Origin of the sequence: Pontibacillus chungwhensis (genome assembly GCF_030166655.1) — a bacterium.
Taxonomy (GTDB): domain Bacteria; phylum Bacillota; class Bacilli; order Bacillales; family BH030062; genus Pontibacillus.
This window is the reverse complement of record NZ_CP126446.1, coordinates 361,452-381,357: the sequence shown is the minus strand read 5'-3', so window position 1 is coordinate 381,357 and position 19,906 is coordinate 361,452. Positions and strand designations below refer to the sequence as shown.

Here is a 19,906-nt window from a genome sequence, read left to right as displayed (position 1 = left end):
TGCTCACTCCTCATAAATTCCTTGGCTTAAATAACGTTCACTGCTGTCTGGAAATACCGTTACAATATGCGTGCCTGGCTTCGCTTGCTCCGCTTCTTTCATTGCCGCTACAAAAGCCGCCCCAGAAGAACTCGCCACGAGCAATCCTTCTTTCTCCGCTAGCACCTTCACCGCGCGGAAAGCATCAAGATCAGAAATCGTATGGATGCTGTCAAAGTAGTCCGTGTCCATATACCTTGGCAGAAACTCCATTCCAATTCCTTCTGTACGATGGGACCCCGCTTCTCCCCCGTTTAGAATAGAACCTTCTGGCTCCACGATCGCGGTTTTAATAGAAGGATTCTGCTCTTTCAAAAAACGTGCCGTTCCCATAAATGTTCCGCCAGTACCGCCACCTGCTACGAATACATCTACTTTGCCATCAAGAGAATCATAGATTTCAGGACCCAGCGTTTCATAATAGGTTTCTGGATTTGCTTCATTATCAAACTGTTGCGGACAAAAGGCATTTAACTCTTGAGCCAGTTCTTGCGCCTTTTCAATCGCGCCTTTCATGCCATCTTCCGTTGGAGTATTAATAATTTCTGCCCCTAACGCCTTCATAAGAGTCTGCTTTTCCATACTAAATTTCTGCGGGACAACGAACATCACTCGAAACCCTCGACCTATAGCGGCGAGAGCTAATCCTATTCCTGTATTACCAGCTGTAGGTTCAATAATGGTGCCTCCCGGCTTTAATTCACCTGACATTAGAGCATGATCGAGCAATTTCTGACCGAGCCGATCTTTAATGCTCCCCCCTGGATTGAAATACTCTAACTTTGCAAAGAGGCGCACACCCTCAGGAACTCCTACATTTCGGAGTTCCATAAGAGGGGTGTGACCAATGAGTTGTTGAATGCTTGTAACGTACTGCATATTGTTCGCTCCTTATTGTTGTTCAGCGAAAACCTCTGTCCATTCATCTCGTTTTTCTAGCAGTTCCTGAGCCAGCTGCTTCGCTCCTTCTAGGCTGTGACTAGCAGCAAATCCACACTGCACTTCGTTACAAGCCGGCACTTCAGTAGCTTCTAGGATATCTTTTAATGCATTTTCAATAACTGTTAGAACATTTTCGTAACTTCCGTCATTTAATACGGCAATATAGAAACCAGTCTGGCATCCCATTGGACCAATATCTAAGATATGATCATGGTGGTTACGACTGAACTCAGCCAGCATGTGCTCTAACGAATGGAGAGCAGGCATGTTCATATGGTCTTTGTTCGGTTGCTTAACGCGAAGATCGTATTTGTATACCTTATCTCCCTTTGGTCCTTCTGTAATTCCAACTAAGCGTACATATGGTGCTTTGACTTTTGTGTGATCTAAGTTAAAACTTTCTACGTTCATTGGCATGGATAAACCTCTCCCTTTTTTATTGAATTTATTTTTTCTCTGCTACCATTACCCAAACATATTTATTCTTCTGCTCAAACAGTACTTCAAAGTCATATTTCTTACAGATTCTTTGCAGTGTCGGAATGTCCGTATAATACTCAGCGGACAGATCATCAGCGAGATTGTTATAGTGCGATGCAATAGCTGTTTCAATGGCTCTCCTTTTTGAAGCTTGCGTTTCGAAAACCGTATCAGCGAAAACAATCCGCGCCCCTTTCTTTAATAAATGGCTGTACTTACTAATCGCCATTTCCTTTTCCTCATCTGTGAGGTGGTGAAATGCGTAACTGCTAACAATAGAGTCGACCTGAACCTCAGGTTTTGGGAACTCAATAAAGTCTCCGTCATACACCTTTGCATCTGGTACTTTAATCTGTGCAATCTTCAACATCTCCGAAGACGGCTCTATTCCAATTACAGAATGCCCCCGGTTAATCAACTTCTTCGTTAAATTGCCAGTGCCGACGCCAAATTCCATAACATTTGGACCCTTTGTATGATCAACGACAGCGTCCAGGATCCCATCGTAATCTGCAAATACTTCTTTATATTCAACGTCCTCCCCAGACACGGTCTGATCATAAGACGCAGCCCAACCATCAAACAAATCAATAAACTCTCTTCCCATACCCTTCACCTCATTGGGGTAAATTTATACAATCCTTATAAGTTTACTCGGTTTTAATCTTATAAAAAATTCTAACATATTCTAAAAGAAAAAGTAAATAGGCATGCGCCTATATTCAAAAGCGCAAGCGTCCGGGTAGCAACGTATAGACTGAACCGTCGTGAGATAAAGGAATCACTGCAACAGAGTAAAGCGTGCCAGACACTCTATGTATCTGCACAGTACTAAAGGGTGTCAGACACCCAGCGGTCCTCTACAGCATAAAAGAAAAGGACAGCGCTTTAGGCGGTGTCCTTTTCTTGTTATTTGTCGTAGATGTGGACGAAGGGTTTGTCTTCGCCTTGTTTTCGGACGATGAGACTTTCCTGTCCTTCATGTGATTCGATTTTCACTTCAATTCCGAAGTAGTTCGGGAAGTTCTCCATAATGAGAGAATAGACGTATTGGGTGAGTGAGACAATTTCGGCTTTTCCTTTAAATTCAATCGGGATCGTGACTTCCATATTGACCAGTTCCCCGTTCTTATAGAAGCCTTTCCCTACTACTCCGATATAGTTCGGGAAGTAGTTGGCGACATCGTTTTGGAAATCCACCATGTCCTCGTATTCTTTCTTGTAGTTTTGCTCCGCTTCATCAGAAGGGAATAAAACGTATTTCTCATCCACCGTCTCCCATTTACTAATCTTCATGTCACTTCCTTCAACTGTCGTTTTCGCCACGAAGTTTCCTGGCACCACAGATGACTTCGCCTCTTGCTGATAAATTGTAATCATAATCGGTACATCTTGAAGGTCTTCCATTTTCCGAAGACGTTCTAACACCTTCTGAGCCATCTTCTTCCCTTGGGTAAGCAACTCATCTCGTGGGATTTCCTCATAATAAGATGCGCCCCACTTCTCTACCTGAAATTCATACTGAGATTTCATCGCAAGTCCGATTGAGATCCCTTTTAGGTCGACCACATTCTCTTCCGTCTTCTTAAAGAAATCTTGTTCTAAGATATGAGACAAGTAGACAGGATTATCGCGATACTGCTCTTCAGATGCGCCCAATTTAAGGGAAGGGTTTAAGCCGTTCGGCGTTCCATTTTTCCCGTCTGAGTTCTCTTTTCTGTCGAGCCAGTCATCTAATATATCCGTGGTTAAGTACTGACCATCCTGAAAGAAGTATTCACCAGGATCATACACTGCTTTCGAATGACGTCTTAGTCCGGTTTCCATCTCTTCAATATCTAATCGATTATCGATTTGACGTACGATAATTCCCCTGGCCTTACTAGGTACATACTCGTCTTCACGCACAAGAGGAAGATAGTACTCATCAGATATACTATACTTCGGCACAATCGCTTTTTCCCTCTGACTGTTCTCCTGCGTTTCCTGCATTAATTTCTCTTCCTGTTTATCATAGGTCGGAGCGCACCCTGCCATTAAAATGACAAGGCTCAATATCCATGCGATCCGTTTCATCCGTCTCCACTCTCCCTATTCCTGTAACGCAGATTGGAAGCGAGCTTCATCCCAGATATCAACACCTAGCTTCTCTGCTTTCTCATACTTCGATCCAGCGTCCTCACCAGCTATGAGCATATCCGTATTCTTGCTCACACTTCCTGTCACTTTACCACCTAATGCTTCAACGTGGGCTTTCACGTCATTTCGGCTGTAATTCTCCATCTTACCAGTAATAACAATGGTTTTCCCCGAAAATGGAGAATCCAAAGCGTCGTCACTTTTCTTACGACCTTTATACTCCATATTCAAACCGAGCTCTTTCAATTCATCAATTAACTCGATAACCGGTTCTTTTTCAAAGTAACGCACAACGGAATCGGCCATCTTCTCCCCGATATCTTGAATCGCAACCAGTTCCTCATACGTCGCTTCACGTAAACGGTCCATCGTTTCAAACTCTTCGGCTAGCATCTGGGCACCTTTCGATCCGACAAAACGAATACCAAGACCAAATAGCAAACGCTCTAATGAGTTCTCTTTCGAAACGGAAATGGATGAAAGAAGGTTATCTGCAGACTTCTCCCCCATTCGCTCAAGCTGTAAAAGTTCATCTTTATCAAGCTTATACAAATCAGCAATGGTATGAACAAGATTCTCACGGAACAATTGGGCAATTACTTTCTCACCAAGCCCGTCAATGTTCATCGCATTGCGGGATACAAAGTGAATCAGTCCCTCACGGAGCTGCGCCGGGCAGTTTGGATTGATGCAGCGCAAGGCTACCTCTTCCTCCAGACGTTCTAAATCACTCCCGCATTCCGGACATACGTCAGGCATAGAGAACGGTTCTTCTTCCCCGGTACGCTGTTCTGTAATGACACGCACCACTTCCGGGATAATGTCCCCCGCTTTTTTAATAACGACGGTGTCCCCAATTCGAATATCTTTCTCACGAATTAAGTCTTCATTATGAAGAGACGCGCGCCCTACCGTTGTGCCCGCTACCTGGACAGGGTCTAAAATAGCGGTAGGTGTGACGGCACCTGTACGACCGACACTTAACTCGATATCCGTAAGCTTTGTAATGGCTTCTTCTGCTGGGAATTTAAAAGCAGTTGCCCAGCGCGGGCTCTTTGCAGTAAACCCTAGCGTTTCCTGTTGCTCAAGGTTGTCTACCTTAATGACAATCCCATCAATTTCATAATTTAAGTTCGGACGTTCCTCTGTCCACTTATGAACATAGTCGATCACTTCATCAATATCGTTACACTTTTTCCATTCTGGATTTGTTTTAAATCCAAGAGACTTCATATACTCGAGGCGCTCACTGTGGGATTCAAGCTCGCCTGCTTCCCACTGGCCAACGCCATATAAAAATATATCTAAATTCCGCTTCGCTGCAATCTTTGGATCAAGCTGGCGAAGAGAACCTGCAGCCGCATTACGCGGGTTTGCAAATGGCTCTTCTCCGTTCGCTTCACGAGCTTCATTCATCGCTAAGAAAGAACGGTGTGGCATAAACGCTTCACCGCGCACCTCGATCGGCTCCTGCTGCTCAATACGAAGAGGTATGCTTTTAATGGTCTTTAAGTTCTGGGTAATATCTTCACCCGTTGTCCCGTCACCTCGCGTGGCACCACGAACAAGTAAACCATCTTCATATTTTAAGGAAATCGCCAGTCCATCAATTTTCAGTTCGCAAACGTAACTGACGTCTTCTCCGTCGACTCCTTCACGCACGCGGCGATCAAAGTCACGGAGTTCCTGATCGTCAAAGGCATTCCCCAGGCTGAGCATCGGAATTTCGTGCTGAACCTTTTGGAAAGCATCAAGAGGCTTGCCGCCTACCCGCTGAGAAGGAGAATCAGGGGTGACCAGATCGGGATGTTCTTCTTCTAAATCAATGAGCTCACGTGTTAACTTATCATATTCATGGTCCGAAACAGAGGGCTGATCAAGTGTATGATACTCATAATTGTATTGCTCTAACTGACGTCGCAGTTCATCAATTCTCTTCTTCGCTTCTTCTTTATTCATACGTTCACCTCAAAGCTATTGCTTAGTAATCGGGGCAAATTTAGCCAATACGCGCTTAATGCCATTTGGTGCAGGGAAGGCAATATCTAATTCTTTAGAGTCCCCTTCTCCCTGTACTTTCACAACCGTTCCTACTCCCCACTTCTTATGAGAGACTTTATCACCGACTGCAAAATCACCACTCTCAGCACCGGATGCTGCTGATTTTTTCATCGTAGTCGCCTTTCGCTTCGGTGGTTTCGGTTGACCTGTATTGAAGCCTGATGGAGCAGGGTCCTGGAAACCTCCACCAAACGGTGAAGATTGCTGTTGGTTTCTGCCTTCAATTAATTCAGCCGGGATCTCAGAGATGAAACGGCTCTCTGGATTCATATTTGTACGACCGAATAACGTACGCATCTTTGCATTAGTCAGGAATAACTGCTGCTCAGCACGAGTAATCCCCACATAGGCAAGACGGCGCTCTTCTTCCATCTCTTCTTCATCCTGCAAGGAACGACTGTGAGGGAATACACTTTCTTCCATGCCAATCAGGAAGACAACAGGGAACTCCAGCCCCTTCGCAGAGTGAAGCGTCATAAGGGTTACCTTATCATCAGCGAATGGATCCTCATCAGCTGAATTGATATCCGCTACCAGAGCAAGATCTGTTAAAAAGGCAATCAGACTCTTGTCTTCATTCTGCTCTTCAAAGTTCTTTGTAACCGATAAGAACTCATTGATGTTCTCAAGGCGGCTCTGCGCTTCTAAGCTATTTTCATTCTTTAACATATCTTCGTATCCTGTGATCTTAAGCACATCTTCTACAAGATCTGTCGCTGATAAGAAATCCTGTTGCTGCGTCCAATTACGGATCATTTTGTGGAAATCACGAATCGCATTCGTCGCCCGTTTACTAAGTCCGACCTGTTCCACTTCACCAGCCGCTTCATATAACGAAAGGTCGTGGCGCGCTGCATACATTTGTAAGTTATCAAGAGACGTACGACCAACACCGCGCTTAGGTTCGTTTACAATTCGTCCGAAACTAATATCATCATCAGGATTGGCAACAAGACGAAGATAGGCAAGCAAGTCCTTAATTTCTTTACGATCGTAGAACTTCGTACCTCCAACGATCTGATAAGGAATATTTGCTTTCACAAACGTTTCCTCAATCGTACGGGACTGGGCATTTGTCCGATACAAGACGGCACAGTCTTTATATTTAAACTTCGTCGCACGGACCATGTCTTCAATTTTGTTCGTAACGAAAAGCCCTTCGTCACGCTCTGTAGGAGCCTGGTAATAAAAGATCGACTCCCCATCATCGTTATCGGTCCATAAGTTCTTTGGCTTACGACCAGAGTTATTCTGAATGACTTCGTTTGCCGCATCTAAAATACGTTTTGTGGAACGGTAGTTCTGCTCAAGCATAATCACTTTGGACGTAGGATAGTCTTTCTCAAAGGACATGATGTTTGCAATATCCGCCCCGCGCCAACGATAAATCGACTGGTCGGAGTCTCCTACAACACATAAATTCTGAAAGCGACTAGCAAGCATCTTCACCAGCTGATACTGAGCATGGTTCGTATCCTGGTACTCATCGACGTGGATATATTGGAACCGGCGCTGATAATACTCCAACACTTCAGGAAGACGATCGAAAAGCGTAAGCGTCTGCATAATTAAATCGTCAAAATCAAGAGACTGATTCTTACGTAGTGTCTTCTGGTACTTCTCATAAACCGCGGCTGTTTGCTGCTCATAATAATTTCCCGTCGTTTTACTGAAATCTTCTGGGGTTTTCAGTTCGTTCTTCGCAGTACTAATCGCACCAAGCATCGCACGAGGATCAAATTTCTTCGGATCTAAGTTTAAATCTTTTAATACTTGTTTAATAACTGAGAGCTGATCGGTTGTATCAAGAATGGAGAAGTTACGGTTAATCCCAATTCGGTCAATATCTCTTCGCAGAATACGCACACACATAGAGTGGAACGTCGAAATCCACATGTCTCGTGCTTCTGGTCCAACAAGATCACCAACACGATCCTTCATCTCACGTGCAGCTTTATTCGTAAACGTAATCGCAAGCACGTTGCGCGGGGCAACTTCTTTCTCCCCTAATAAATAAGCGATACGGTGGGTCAACACTCGGGTTTTCCCACTTCCGGCTCCGGCCATAAGAAGTAACGGACCATCTGTCGTTTTTACGGCTTCACGCTGTTGTTCGTTTAATCCTTTTAGCAAGTCGTTTGTTAACGGGCTCAAGAGAGCGACACTCCTTTATTCTCGTTCTTTTACGGCTGCTACCGTTTGTAAAGCTTGTTTCATATTATCGTAAATGACATTTCCAACAACAATGACATCAGCATAAGCTTTCATTTCCTTCGCTTGTTCAGGGGTCGTGATGCCACCTCCGTAGAACAGCAAGGTTTGATCAAGCGTTTGACCAACTTTCTCAACTAACCCTGGGTCCCCGTAAGTCCCACTATATTCAAGGTAAAAGATCGGCAAGCGGAACAAGTGCTCAGACATTCTGGCATAGGCAATCACATCTTCCTCATCAGGCATGACGCTATTCGTTGCCTGAAACGCCTTCGATTCAGGATTTAATATACAATACCCTTCAGCAATCATCTCATCCCAATCGGTAATATCTCCATATTCTTTCACAGCTTCGTGGTGGACATCCATCATCCAGCGTTTTTCTGAACTATTTAACACCATTGGAATAAAATAATAGTCATACCCCGGTGTAATAGCTTCTAGATTGGATATTTCTAATATACAAGGAACCGAATACCGTCGTATGCCAGCTAGCAAAGACAACACTTGATCGAGCGTCACATCGTCTGTGCCGCCGACAATGACCGCATCTGTTCCCGATTCACATATTTTCTCTAAATCTTCATCTGAAATCTCTTTATTGGGATCAAGTTTAAACACGTGCTCCCACTTTTTCATATCGTACATGGCACTAGCCTCCGTTTACCATATTCCATTCATCCATTATAGCAAAAATCCCCCCTCAAAACGAAAGGGAGTTCGGCTTTTTCCGGGTAGACTTGTGAATGAAAAAAAGCTATGCTACTATTAGAAAACAAAAAAGTTTATATCATATGATGACGGAAACATAGTATTTAAACCCCCTTCCCCTAGCGATCTGAGGACGGTGCGAGCTCAGAGAACGGTTTAAAGAAACGGCATTCCTGAGTATGCACGCATAAAGTGGATGCTTGCTAACCGAGCAAGTCATCAATCAGGGTGGAACCGCGGGTTTAATCTCGTCCCTGGGCATTGTCCCAGTGACGAGATTTTTTTATTTGTTATGGGACGACATCTTGAAGTGATAAAGGAGGACATACAAATGTCTAAGAAAACTACAATGGATCAATTAGTATCACACTCAAAGCATCGCGGCTTTATCTTCCAAGGTTCTGAAATCTACGGCGGCCTTGCGAACACATGGGACTACGGTCCACTTGGCGTTGAATTAAAGAACAACTTAAAGCGTGCCTGGTGGCAAAAGTTCATCCAAGAGAACCCGCTTAACGTAGGTCTTGATGCAGCGATCCTAATGAACCCAAAAACGTGGGAAGCATCTGGTCACTTAGGTAACTTCAACGACCCAATGATCGACTGTAAAGAATGTAAGTCTCGTCACCGCGCAGACAAACTGATCGAGAACAAACTAGAAGCTGAAGGAAAAGAAATGGTCGTAGATGGCCTTCCATTTGAAGAAATGGAAAAGCTAATCGACGAGCATGACATCGCTTGTCCAACATGTGGCGAGAAGAACTTCACAGGAATCCGTCAGTTCAACCTTATGTTCCAAACGCAACAAGGTGTTACAGAAGGCGCAACGGATGACATCTACCTTCGCCCTGAAACAGCGCAAGGAATCTTCGTGAACTTCAAAAACGTTCAGCGTTCTATGCGTAAGAAACTTCCATTCGGTATTGGCCAAATCGGTAAGAGCTTCCGTAACGAAATCACTCCAGGTAACTTCATTTTCCGTACGCGTGAATTCGAACAAATGGAAATGGAATTCTTCTGTAAGCCTGGTGAAGAGTTAGAATGGTACGATTACTGGAAGAACTTCTGTCACAACTGGTTGAAGTCTCTTGGCATTGAAGGCGAAAACCTTCGCCTGCGCGAACATGGTGAAGATGAGTTATCTCACTACAGTAACGCCACAACAGACATCGAGTACCAGTTCCCAATGGGCTGGGGCGAATTATGGGGCATTGCTTCCCGTACAGACTTCGACCTAACTCAGCACGCTGAGCACTCCGGCGAAGACTTCAAATACATCGACCAGGAAACAAACGAGCGTTACATTCCATATGTGATCGAGCCTGCCCTTGGTGCAGACCGCTTAGCTCTTGCCTTCCTTGCTGATGCTTACGAAGAAGAAGAATTAGAAGACGGCTCTTCCCGTACTGTTATGAAGTTCCACCCAGCAGTGGCTCCATACAAAGCAGCCGTGTTCCCACTTTCTAAGAAACTAGGCGACGAAGCGAAAGAAGTATTCGCTGACCTTTCTAAGCACTTCATGGTCGACTACGACGACGCTGGTTCAATCGGTAAACGTTACCGCCGTCACGACGAGATCGGTACACCATTCTGTATCACGTACGACTTCGATTCCAAAGAAGACGGTCAAGTTACTGTACGTAACCGTGACACAATGGAACAGACTCGCCTGAACATCAGCGACCTTCGCAGCTTCCTTGAAGATCAATTAACGTACTAAAATGCATTCAAAACCCCGCATGCCGACGAACCACGTCGATATGCGGGGTTCTTTTGTGTTTAGAATCGAAATCAATCATTTGTTAACTATTTTTGTCTATTTGTATTAGATCTCTTTTGTTTTCTAATTATTTGATTGTTAAAAAAGTTACACGTGAAACAATTTCCAGAGATAGGGAAGGTGCGGCCCATGTTTTTGGGGGGGAATAGCTCGAGTTTGGGTGGAGCGGCTCAAGTTCGGGGGGAGTAGCTCAAGTTCGGGGGGAGCGGCTCAAGTTTGAGGGGAGCGGCTCAAGTTCGGGGGCAACGGCTCAAGTCAGAGATAAGCGACTCATACGCGGGTGATTCTGGCTCTACTTTTTCTATTTCTGGCTCAAGCGCCCGATGTAGCGGCTCATATTTTCTAAAGGCGGCTCTTCCTCTTGATTTGTGACTCTTGTTTTCCATTTCTGGCTCGAGTTCAAGATAAAACGGCTCCAGTTCCCCCGCTTAGTGCGGAGCGGCTCAAGTTCGGGGGCAGTGGCTCAAGTCAGAGATAAGTGACTCATACTCAGGTGGTTTTGGCTCTACTTTTTCTCTTTCTGGCTCAAGCGACCGATATAGCGGCTCATATTTTCTAAAGGCGGCTCTTCCTCTTGATTTGTGACTCTTGTTTTCCATTTCTGGCTCGAGTTCAAGAAAAACTGGCTCCAGTTCCCCCGCTCAGTGCGGAGGCGACTCAAGTGCGGGGGCAGTGGCTCAAGTCAGAGATAAGCGACTCATACGAAAGTGGTTCTGGCTCTACTTTTTCTCGTTCTGGCTCAAGCGCCCGAAATAGCGGCTCATATATCCTAAAGCCGGCTCTTCCTCTCGATTTGTGACTCTTGTTTTCCATTTCTGGCTCGAGTTCAAGAAAAACCGGCTCCAGTTCCCCCGCGTAATGTGGGGCGACTCAAGTTCGGGGGCAACGGCTCAAGTCAGAGATAAGTGACTCATACTCAGGTGGTTCTGGCTCTACTTTTTCTCTTTCTGGCTCAAGCGCCCGAAATAGCGGCTCATATATCCTAAAGCCGGCTCTTCCTCTTGATTTGTGACTCTTGTTTTCCATTTCTGGCTCTAGTTCAAGAAAAACCGGCTCCAGTCCACCCCCCGCGTAATGCGGAGCGGCTCAAGTTTGCCAAGCATGGCTCAAGCTCCCCGTGAGAGGCTCTAGCGGAATGCAAACCGACTCTAGCCCCCGCGAAAATTCTCCCATCTCTACATAAAAAAAGACTACCCACAAAGGGTAGTCTTCCTACTCATTATTCGTTTTCTTTTTCAGATTCTTGAACGCGATCGAGAGCCATTGCGTAGGCGTCGTTGCCATAGTTTAGGCTGCGTTTGACGCGGGAGATGGTTGCAGTAGATGCGCCTGTGTCGTTTTCGATTTTGTGATACGTGAATCCTTCACGAAGCATGCGAGCTACTTCTAGACGTTGAGCAAGGGATTGTACCTCGTTCATTGTCGCTAGGTCATCAAATAGTTGATAGCATTCTTCTACTGATTCCATTGTTAGAATCGCTTTAAATAATTGGTCTAATTCCTTGCCTCTTAATTTATCAATTTGCATGTGTGACACTCCTTTAGTTATTGCGAGGTGATTGAGACGGATTGGCTTAAGCCTGGTTGTTCAGGTACGATATTGACCCACGTTTTGCCTGGGACGAACCCTAGCTTTTTGCCGTCTTTAAAAGGGTACAGTCTGCCATTTTCGTTTTTCCATGTGACTTGCTGCACTTGTCCTTTTTGGATTAGATATCCGTTCCCACCCGATTGTAAGTCAATGGCGCGGCGCAATTTGCTATCAATTACCCGATGGCCCGTTTCTACAATAAAAATGTTATCCACCGTAGTGGCTTCTTTTGTTTGATAATCTACCGTTGCTTCTCCGTCATTGAACCGTGCGTATGTTTCTTCTTCAGGATTATACTTGAACGTGACTGTTTCTTGAGGTGTGTTTGAATACGTAATCTTTACGTTCGATGCTCGCTGTCCATCAAGCGACTGAATCTCTTCTTCTGTTAAGAACGGAAGAGGCTCATGATTCATCGTTACGCTATAGCCTTTTTGTTTAGCTACATCATAGACAGCATCTAGAAGAATATACGAATTGTGTGGAGCTTTGCGGAAATTCTCTCGTTTAAATAAATTCCGATCATTATCATAGTACATCCCATTCAAATGATCAATTGCGCCTGCTCTTAGCTTGTTCTCAATATACTCAGCCGCCCCGTGGTACAAGTAGATCGCATTGTACCCCTTTGCTATGTTAAAGTAATACTCGCGAGCACTCCGGACAGGACCGACCACTTCAGGCTGCTTGCTATGATAAAACGCTACAAATCTTGTAATACTTCCTTCAGCCAATACTTCATATACGAGATCCGCATCGTTCAACCCTGTTTGAGGTCTGGCGTAGGAATGATTATTAACCATAACAGCCATAATTCGATGACTCACATCGTCATTCGTTTTCTCACCTGTTAAAGGATACATATTGTCAAACTCGGGCTCTTGCTCTTTTACAGGCGTTTCTTTCTCCGTTTGTTCCACTTGTTTCGTTGAGTGTTCTTCGACGTCGCCTTCTGCAGGCTTTTCTGCGCTCGCTTTGTTCGCCATTTGATCGACCGAGCAGGCCGTCACGATAAGGAGCATGAGTAAAAACACCCAGCCTAACGACTTACGCATGTCCATACACACCTTTTCCTTAAGAATACTTTACTGCTTTACCATAGTTATATTTTAACGCATTATTGCAGGAAAGAGTACCTCTTTCTTCTTTACATCCATAATTCCTTTAGGTGTAATCCGTATAAAAGGAAGATGCGTAGATGAAAGGAACAATAACGTATAAACAGGATCCTGAAATGGATATCCATGCTTTCCTAATATGCGCTTTAATTCCTGCTCTTCTGAAATGATGGTTTCCATTTCTTTATCAGACATCATACCAGCCACAGGTAATGGAAGCTCATACACAATCTCACCTTCGTGGGCCAGTACAATCCCGCCTCCGATTTCTTTCATTCGATCGAAAGCCATCTTCATATCAGACTTATTCTTCCCAATGAAGATAAAGTCGCCTGTATTTGAATAAGAACTGACAAGACCACCAAGTGAATGCGTAAACCCTTTAATCATTGAATTCACTTTCCACTTCCCATCTCGGTCGATCAGCATTAAGAAGGCCTCATTATCTGTACCTACAGAATCCCCGGATAATTCAGTTTGCACAGCATAGGGTCTAAGAATGACTTCATTCGCCATTTCCAATCCAAGAGGAATAGAAAATTGCAAATCACGTTCGGTTAACTCCCAGTCAATTTGCAATGGACTTAAATCATGCTTATCCCAATCAAAAGTAGTCATACCATCAACCGCTTGCCCTTCTTGTTTCACCCATTTCCCTTTTGCCAACACCGATACCGGAGTTGGATGCTCGAGGTCCTTTAGAAAGTTAATATGAGCGACGCAACCAGGGGCGATACTCCCAATTCGGTGATCGATTCCAAAGTGTTTTGCAGCATTGTACGAGGCCATGCTGTACGCTTCATAATCCGGTACTCCATTCTCTAATGCAATCTCAATACAACGATCCATAATGCCTTGCTCATAAAAGGATGGCGTCGCTCCATCTGTTGTCATCATCAAACGATCATACACCTTGATATTCCAATCCTTCATTTCCTGCAATAACTTCGGAAGGTCCGGTCGAATCGATGAGTACCTGAGCGCTGTCATATACCCAAGCCGAATTCGATTCCACACTTCTTCCCCTGTCATCGATTCATGATCGGAATCGGTCCCAAGAAGCTTCATTTTCGTTAATGTCTTCTCAGATGCTCCCGGGAAGTGTCCTTCTACCGGTTTTCGCTTCCGCTTTGTTTCTTGCATCCAGTGCAACACACGATCATCATCTTTCAGTACACTCGGCCATGAAGTTAGTTCTCCACCTTGAATAACGGCGTCATGCTCGAGCCAGGATTGAACATCTTCATCACTCAGAAAATGATCTTCTTGCTGAAGTGCTGATTGAGAGTCAAACCGGCTCCACCAGTACATCGAAGCTGGTACATCATTCAAGTTTTCCAATAAAGAAAACGCTTTCTTTTTGTGTAATAAAAAAAGCAACACTAAGTTGTCGTTGATTAACGTGGTTGTTCCGGTTTGCAATGCATATTGAGCTAATCGATGGGGATTATATAACTGAAACGGATGGGCATGTGGTTCGATGTAGCCCGGTACAAGATATTGTCCAGTGCAGTCAACGACCTCAGTCGATTCATTCGAATCCGGCAAGGCATCTCCCACATAGACAATGCGATCGTCGTAAATCCATATATTTGCTTCTATCCATTGTTTTAAGTAAACGTTTAAGTACGTGGCATTCGTTAATACGATCGACGGAGCATGTGCACCATCTACTACTGCTACATGTTCTCGAAGTTGTCGATTGCGCCATCGGTAACGGTGTTCATTCATCGTCCATCACTCCATCTATTGAATGTAAAAGCTTGTCATCTTTTTACTATCGTAACACACGCAAACATTTACTGCATTAACGTTTTGAAGGGAATGAGTAAAAAAATGGTACGTCCAAACATCGGTATTATCAACGCAATGATCCGCATCACACTCGGCTTAACCATGCTCTGTTTCTCCACAGCTAAAATGGTAAGAAAACCATGGAGAGACGGCAACTGGATGATGATCATGCTCGCATCCATGAAAGTAGCCGAAGGCATCGTCCGCTACTGCCCAGTCGTAGCAATGATGGAACAGAACAAACACAACCAAGAAACAAGAGAAGAAGAAGAAAGCACATTTAATCCTTCATGAAAAGCGTAGGCGGGGGCCGTACGTCTAGATTCCAGATTGAGACGAAGAGTTAAGCCCGCTAACGTCCAGATTCCAGAACGCGACAACAAGATTGCGCTCTCTAACGTCTAAATCCCGCCCCTAACGGCGAGATCACGACAGTTTCCGATCGCCCTAATCAACCAGAACACAACAAAAAAACTGGCCCTAGCGCTACAACGCTTGGGCCAGCCCCTCTTATAAAGGAGTGAAGCTATCATGAATATTATGGAATACTTAACCGATATGACGTTTGTAATTGCTACAATTGTTGGCAGTATTGTGGCCATTTTGTTTATTTATATTCAGAAGAAAAAGACGTAGATCGCTGACGTGCAATATCTGTACGGAAGAAGAAATTCGGATTTGGCGCAGCGTGAAGGGCTCTATATACGTCTTCAATTGCCTCGTCCACTCCCGAACCGATTGCTCCAACGAACAACACACGACCTCCGGCTGAGACTAAGTAATCTTGATCCTTTTTCACCCCTGCATAAACTGAAAACGTACGAGCGTTTTCTTCCATACTAGGCAAAGGATGCCCTTTTTCATAAGGTCCGGGATATCCTTTTGAGGCGACAACGACTCCTGCACAAGAAGCTTGCTTCCATTTTAACTGAGGGTCACGACCGTCTGCTATGTCCTCGATGACTTGCATCAAGTCATTTTCTAACAAAGGAAGCACCACTTGAGTTTCAGGATCCCCGAATCTGGCGTTAAACTCAATCACTTTAGCGCCTTCGTTTGTAAGAATGCAACCAGCGTACAGAATCCCAGTAAACGGACGCCCCGCTTGGTCCAAGGCTTCCGCTGTTGGCTTTAAGATCGTTTCAACCGCACGGTCTACTTCACTTCTAGGAATATTCTCAGAGGGAGCGTAGGCGCCCATTCCTCCTGTGTTCGGGCCTTGGTCGTCATCGAAAGCACGCTTGTAGTCTTGAGCTGGCAGCAAAGGATAAACGTTTGTTCCATGAACAAACGCCATCAATGAAAATTCGTCACCTTCCAAGAATTCTTCCACTACAATAGTCTCTCCAGCTTCTCCAAACCGTTCCCCGCCTAGCATCTCACGAATGGCTTGATCAGCTTCCTGTTGATCTTGAGCGATCACCACGCCTTTTCCAGCAGCAAGTCCATTTGCCTTAATCACGATTGGAAATTCGGCTCTTTCTATAAAACGCAGGGCTTCTTCCATCGAGGAGAATACCTGGTGATCACCAGTTGGTATTCCATTTGCAGCCATTACTTCTTTTGCATAGGCTTTACTTCCTTCAATAAGGGCAGCTTCTTTTGTCGGTCCAAATATGTTCAATCCCTCTTCCCTAAAGGAATTCACCACACCTTCAAGCAAAGGAACTTCAGGTCCCACAATCGTCCAGCCGATATTAGCTTCCTTCACAAAAGCAATCAGGGAATCATGATCAGTTTCTGAGATTGACACAAGCTCAGCCTCTGTCATCCCACCATTCCCAGGCGCTGCGAAGATCGTTTCGACTTGGCTACTCAGAGCAAGCTTCTGAACAATACTATGCTCCCTGCCACCTTGGCCTATTACCAATACATTCATGACTTCACCCCTTATTAGTGTTTGAAATGACGCATGCCTGTTAAGACCATGGTAATCCCATGCTCATTACACGCATCAATGGAATCCTGATCGCGTTTTGATCCACCTGGTTGGATAATCGCGGTTACACCCGCTTTGGCTGCTGCTTCTACGGTATCAGGCATCGGGAAGAATGCATCACTCCCCATAGCAGCTCCATAACAGTGGTCACCCGCTTGTTCAATCGCAATGTTAGCTGCCCCAACCCGGTTCATCTGGCCGGCTCCTACACCAACTGTACGATGATTCTTAGCAAGGACAATCGCGTTTGATTTCACGTGTTTCACCACTTTCCACGCCAGCTGTAAGTCTTCCCATTCTTGATCGGTTGGACGGCGATCTGTCGGGATTGTAATAGACACATCATTAAGCGTCCCTTCATCCGTATCCTGGACGAGTACACCGCCACGAACACTTGTCACGAGTTTGGATGCACCATTTTCTTGACTAAGATCAAGTTCTAACAAGCGCAAGTTCTTCTTCTCTTTCAGCACTTCTAAGGCTTCTTCAGAGAAGGAAGGTGCGATCACGATTTCTAGGAAGATTTCTTTCATACGAAGAGCGGTCTCGCGGTCTACTTCTCGATTCACCGCAATAATACCACCGAAAATGGAGATCGGATCTGCTTCATAGGCACGCTCGAATGCCTCATTAACCGTCTCGCCTTCTCCTACTCCGCACGGATTCATATGCTTCACTGCAATCGCTGCTGGTTCGTTAAAATCAAGAACCATCGAGAGGGCTGCGTTCGCATCCTGGATATTGTTATAGGAAAGCTCTTTTCCATTCAATTGCGTTGCGTTCGCAATAGATGCTCCTTTGTAAAGAGGATCTCTATAGAAAGAGGCCTTTTGGTGAGGATTCTCCCCGTATCGGAGCGACTGCACAAGCTCATACGTATTGGATTGCTGCGCTGGTGTGTCTTCTTCTAACAGGCTGTTAAAATAGTTTGCAATGTAGGTGTCATAACTCGCTGTGTGGTTAAACACCTTGGCTGCCAATTGCTTACGAACCCCGTAAGGAACGGTCTCTTCTTTTAAATACGTAAGGACATCCACATAGTCGTTCGGATCCACAATAACCGTCACACCTTCGAAGTTCTTTGCCGCAGCGCGTAGCATTGTAGGTCCGCCGATATCGATATTCTCAATGGCCTCTTCTTCTGTGATCTGTTCTTTCGATATCGTTTCTTTGAAGGGATAAAGGTTTACGACTACAAGATCAATTAATTCAATATGTAATTCGTCCAGCTGTTCAAGATGCTCTTTTTGATCCCGCTTCGCCAGGAGACCCGCATGGACGTTTGGATGAAGGGTTTTAACTCTTCCATCCATTATTTCAGGGAAATCAGTGATTTCCGATATAGATCGAACAGAAAGCCCCGCTTCTTCTAGCGCACGCTTTGTGCCGCCTGTCGATACAAGTTCATAGCCAATCGATTCGAGTTGAGTTGCGAACTCAACAATTCCCTCTTTATTTGAAACACTTAGTAATGCACGCTTTTTCTCTGCCATGTTGCTTTCTCCCCTTTAATACATTGTTTGACGACGGCCGGATACAACTCGTGTTCCACCTGTTGAATCGCTCGTTGAAGATTCGCTCGGTCTCCTTCTACCTTTACCGGTGCTTGTTCCACAATCGGTCCTGTATCCATTCCTTCATCGACGAAGTGTACAGTAACTCCTGTTACCCGCACATTCGCCTCAAGAGCTTGCCCGATGGCATCCTTACCCGGAAAGGCAGGAAGCAACGAGGGATGAATGTTTAAGATTTTCCCCTCATACGCTTTTAAGAGTGTCGGTCCTACCAGCCTCATATACCCGGCTAGCACGCACCACTTGATGGATTTGGCATGAAGTTTCTGCAGAATAGCAGCTTCAAACGTTGCTTTATTAGGATAATCTTTCGCCCGAAATGCGAAAACCTCTATACCGAGTCGCTTCGCTTTATCCACAACAGAAGCTTCAGGTTGATCGCAGACTAACAGCTCCACATGGTAGACCTCATCTTCTCGGGCCTTTTGAACAAGCGTTTCAAAGTTCGAACCGCTCCCAGAAGCAAATACAGCAATTGAAACAGGAGCACTGTTCATTCGTAAGCCACTCCTTCTGTACCTGTGACGCTTCCGATTACCCAAGCCTCTTCCAAAGCTTCTTCTAAGAGACTAAGCGCCATTTCCACATCGGATTCGCGAACCACAATAGCCATGCCAATGCCCATGTTGAAGATACTGTACATCTCTTTAGAGGAAACAGAGGACCTTTCCATCAGAAAATCATAAATAGGTGGAATCGCCCACGAATTCCTTTGAATTGTAACCCCTAAGCCGTCCGGTAACATCCTCGGAATGTTCTCCTCAAATCCGCCACCCGTAATATGAGCCATGCCTTGAATGGCAACTTTTCCTTTTATCGATTGAACAGCTTGCGCATAGATCTTTGTCGGCGTAAGAAGCGTGTCTCCTAACGACACGGGAAAGAGATCATAATCGTGGGATAGGTTCAGGTCATAGGCTTCGATCCACTTCCTAACAAGAGAATATCCATTCGAATGAATGCCACTTGAAGAAAGTCCGATGATTTGGTCTCCCTCTTGAATGGCTTCTCCTGTAATGAGCTCATCCTTCTCGACAGCCCCAACTACAAACCCTGCTACATCATAATCTTCATCGTTATACATCCCTGGCATCTCCGCTGTCTCTCCACCAATAAGCGCACAACCGGCTTGTTCACAACCATCGGCAATCCCCTTCACAATGGCCTCAATTCGCGCGGGAACATTTCGGCCGCAGGCAATATAATCTAAAAAGAATAGTGGTTCAGCCCCTTGGACGAGGATATCGTTTACACACATTGCCACCGCGTCTATCCCTATCGTATCATGCTGATCTAAATCTATCGCTAGTTTCAGCTTCGTTCCAACACCATCTGTACCTGAAACAAGAACAGGATTTTGATAAGAGGTTTTTGCTAGATCAAACAGGCCTCCAAAACCACCTAAGCTCCCCATCACACCAGGACGTTTTGTACGATCAACATGCTTCTTGATCCCTTCTACCGCTTCATAGCCTGCTTCCACATTAACGCCAGCTTCTTTGTATAACTCTCTCATGTCATCACCTC

Annotated in this window: 17 protein-coding genes; 3 read left to right on the top strand and 14 right to left on the bottom strand. The window is 45.0% G+C overall.

What is annotated here, in order from left to right:
• Positions 1 to 3 precede the first annotated feature (3 nt).
• The 7 genes from QNI29_RS02080 to QNI29_RS02050 form a co-directional block, all read right to left on the bottom strand.
• The gene (locus QNI29_RS02080; protein WP_231419092.1) at positions 4 to 918 is read right to left on the bottom strand and encodes a PLP-dependent cysteine synthase family protein; all 915 of its coding nucleotides are present in this window, start codon (positions 916 to 918) and stop codon (positions 4 to 6) included.
• A gap of 12 nt (positions 919 to 930) precedes the next feature.
• On the bottom strand, positions 931 to 1,398 hold the full coding sequence (locus tag QNI29_RS02075) for an S-ribosylhomocysteine lyase (protein WP_231419090.1): 468 nt from the start codon (positions 1,396 to 1,398) through the stop codon (positions 931 to 933).
• Positions 1,399 to 1,426: 28 nt separating this feature from the next.
• Positions 1,427 to 2,068 carry a class I SAM-dependent DNA methyltransferase gene (locus QNI29_RS02070; protein WP_231419089.1) on the bottom strand — a complete coding sequence of 214 codons (642 nt, stop codon included), beginning with the start codon at positions 2,066 to 2,068 and terminating at the stop codon, positions 1,427 to 1,429.
• A 302-nt stretch (positions 2,069 to 2,370) separates the two neighbouring features.
• Positions 2,371 to 3,537 (bottom strand): CamS family sex pheromone protein, encoded by a 1,167-nt coding sequence (locus QNI29_RS02065; RefSeq protein WP_231419088.1) that lies wholly within the window; start codon positions 3,535 to 3,537, stop codon positions 2,371 to 2,373.
• A gap of 15 nt (positions 3,538 to 3,552) precedes the next feature.
• Entirely contained in the window at positions 3,553 to 5,559 is a 2,007-nt protein-coding gene (ligA, locus tag QNI29_RS02060; RefSeq protein ID WP_231419087.1) for an NAD-dependent DNA ligase LigA, read from the bottom strand.
• Positions 5,560 to 5,574: 15 nt separating this feature from the next.
• On the bottom strand, positions 5,575 to 7,815 hold the full coding sequence (pcrA, locus tag QNI29_RS02055; RefSeq protein WP_231419086.1) for a DNA helicase PcrA: 2,241 nt from the start codon (positions 7,813 to 7,815) through the stop codon (positions 5,575 to 5,577).
• A 15-nt stretch (positions 7,816 to 7,830) separates the two neighbouring features.
• On the bottom strand, positions 7,831 to 8,520 hold the full coding sequence (locus QNI29_RS02050; RefSeq protein ID WP_231419085.1) for a heptaprenylglyceryl phosphate synthase: 690 nt from the start codon (positions 8,518 to 8,520) through the stop codon (positions 7,831 to 7,833).
• Between the two features lie 394 nt (positions 8,521 to 8,914).
• Here QNI29_RS02050 and QNI29_RS02045 point away from each other — a divergent pair, with 394 nt between their 5' ends.
• Positions 8,915 to 10,303, top strand: a complete 1,389-nt coding sequence (locus QNI29_RS02045) for a glycine--tRNA ligase (protein ID WP_231419084.1) — start codon at positions 8,915 to 8,917, stop codon at positions 10,301 to 10,303.
• Between the two features lie 1,279 nt (positions 10,304 to 11,582).
• On the opposite strand, the gene QNI29_RS02040 is transcribed toward QNI29_RS02045, so the two are convergent.
• The 3 genes from QNI29_RS02040 to QNI29_RS02030 are packed head-to-tail and all read right to left on the bottom strand — an operon-like array spanning position 11,583 to position 14,803.
• On the bottom strand, positions 11,583 to 11,891 hold the full coding sequence (locus tag QNI29_RS02040) for a YerC/YecD family TrpR-related protein (RefSeq protein WP_231419083.1): 309 nt from the start codon (positions 11,889 to 11,891) through the stop codon (positions 11,583 to 11,585).
• A 17-nt stretch (positions 11,892 to 11,908) separates the two neighbouring features.
• Positions 11,909 to 13,009: a DUF3048 domain-containing protein gene (locus QNI29_RS02035; RefSeq protein ID WP_231419081.1), complete on the bottom strand. Its 1,101-nt coding sequence runs from the start codon at positions 13,007 to 13,009 to the stop codon at positions 11,909 to 11,911.
• Positions 13,010 to 13,063: 54 nt separating this feature from the next.
• Positions 13,064 to 14,803 carry an adenine deaminase C-terminal domain-containing protein gene (locus tag QNI29_RS02030; protein WP_231419079.1) on the bottom strand — a complete coding sequence of 580 codons (1,740 nt, stop codon included), beginning with the start codon at positions 14,801 to 14,803 and terminating at the stop codon, positions 13,064 to 13,066.
• 93 nt (positions 14,804 to 14,896) lie between these two features.
• Here QNI29_RS02030 and QNI29_RS02025 point away from each other — a divergent pair, with 93 nt between their 5' ends.
• Positions 14,897 to 15,160 carry a YgaP family membrane protein gene (locus tag QNI29_RS02025; protein ID WP_231419078.1) on the top strand — a complete coding sequence of 88 codons (264 nt, stop codon included), beginning with the start codon at positions 14,897 to 14,899 and terminating at the stop codon, positions 15,158 to 15,160.
• Positions 15,161 to 15,397: 237 nt separating this feature from the next.
• The gene (locus tag QNI29_RS21100) at positions 15,398 to 15,502 is read left to right on the top strand and encodes an EYxxD motif small membrane protein (RefSeq protein WP_354665921.1); all 105 of its coding nucleotides are present in this window, start codon (positions 15,398 to 15,400) and stop codon (positions 15,500 to 15,502) included.
• On the opposite strand, the gene purD is transcribed toward QNI29_RS21100, so the two are convergent.
• From purD to purM, 4 genes are read right to left on the bottom strand one after another with little or no spacing between them, the layout of a single operon-like run.
• Positions 15,474 to 16,745: a phosphoribosylamine--glycine ligase gene (gene purD, locus QNI29_RS02020; RefSeq protein ID WP_231419076.1), complete on the bottom strand. Its 1,272-nt coding sequence runs from the start codon at positions 16,743 to 16,745 to the stop codon at positions 15,474 to 15,476. The genes QNI29_RS21100 and purD overlap by 29 nt on opposite strands.
• 14 nt (positions 16,746 to 16,759) lie before the next feature.
• Entirely contained in the window at positions 16,760 to 18,298 is a 1,539-nt protein-coding gene (gene purH, locus QNI29_RS02015; RefSeq protein ID WP_231419074.1) for a bifunctional phosphoribosylaminoimidazolecarboxamide formyltransferase/IMP cyclohydrolase, read from the bottom strand.
• Positions 18,271 to 18,876, bottom strand: coding sequence for a phosphoribosylglycinamide formyltransferase (gene purN, locus QNI29_RS02010; RefSeq protein WP_231419073.1), 606 nt, complete (start codon positions 18,874 to 18,876; stop codon positions 18,271 to 18,273). Before purN ends, purH begins: the two co-directional genes overlap by 28 nt.
• Entirely contained in the window at positions 18,873 to 19,895 is a 1,023-nt protein-coding gene (purM, locus tag QNI29_RS02005) for a phosphoribosylformylglycinamidine cyclo-ligase (RefSeq protein ID WP_231419071.1), read from the bottom strand. Before purM ends, purN begins: the two co-directional genes overlap by 4 nt.
• Between the last annotated feature and the right edge of the window lie 11 nt (positions 19,896 to 19,906).

Coding starts and splice junctions, on each gene's coding strand:
- purH (WP_231419074.1), bottom strand. CDS start 18,298: ATGGCAGAGAAAAAGCGTGCATTACTAAGTGTTTCAAATAAAGAGGGA.
- purM (WP_231419071.1), bottom strand. CDS start 19,895: ATGAGAGAGTTATACAAAGAAGCTGGCGTTAATGTGGAAGCAGGCTAT.
- QNI29_RS02065 (WP_231419088.1), bottom strand. CDS start 3,537: ATGAAACGGATCGCATGGATATTGAGCCTTGTCATTTTAATGGCAGGG.
- QNI29_RS02030 (WP_231419079.1), bottom strand. CDS start 14,803: ATGAATGAACACCGTTACCGATGGCGCAATCGACAACTTCGAGAACAT.
- QNI29_RS02040 (WP_231419083.1), bottom strand. CDS start 11,891: ATGCAAATTGATAAATTAAGAGGCAAGGAATTAGACCAATTATTTAAA.
- QNI29_RS21100 (WP_354665921.1), top strand. CDS start 15,398: ATGAATATTATGGAATACTTAACCGATATGACGTTTGTAATTGCTACA.
- QNI29_RS02075 (WP_231419090.1), bottom strand. CDS start 1,398: ATGCCAATGAACGTAGAAAGTTTTAACTTAGATCACACAAAAGTCAAA.
- purD (WP_231419076.1), bottom strand. CDS start 16,745: ATGAATGTATTGGTAATAGGCCAAGGTGGCAGGGAGCATAGTATTGTT.
- QNI29_RS02080 (WP_231419092.1), bottom strand. CDS start 918: ATGCAGTACGTTACAAGCATTCAACAACTCATTGGTCACACCCCTCTT.
- QNI29_RS02050 (WP_231419085.1), bottom strand. CDS start 8,520: ATGTACGATATGAAAAAGTGGGAGCACGTGTTTAAACTTGATCCCAAT.
- QNI29_RS02025 (WP_231419078.1), top strand. CDS start 14,897: ATGAGTAAAAAAATGGTACGTCCAAACATCGGTATTATCAACGCAATG.
- ligA (WP_231419087.1), bottom strand. CDS start 5,559: ATGAATAAAGAAGAAGCGAAGAAGAGAATTGATGAACTGCGACGTCAG.
- QNI29_RS02070 (WP_231419089.1), bottom strand. CDS start 2,068: ATGGGAAGAGAGTTTATTGATTTGTTTGATGGTTGGGCTGCGTCTTAT.
- purN (WP_231419073.1), bottom strand. CDS start 18,876: ATGAACAGTGCTCCTGTTTCAATTGCTGTATTTGCTTCTGGGAGCGGT.
- QNI29_RS02035 (WP_231419081.1), bottom strand. CDS start 13,009: ATGCGTAAGTCGTTAGGCTGGGTGTTTTTACTCATGCTCCTTATCGTG.
- QNI29_RS02045 (WP_231419084.1), top strand. CDS start 8,915: ATGTCTAAGAAAACTACAATGGATCAATTAGTATCACACTCAAAGCAT.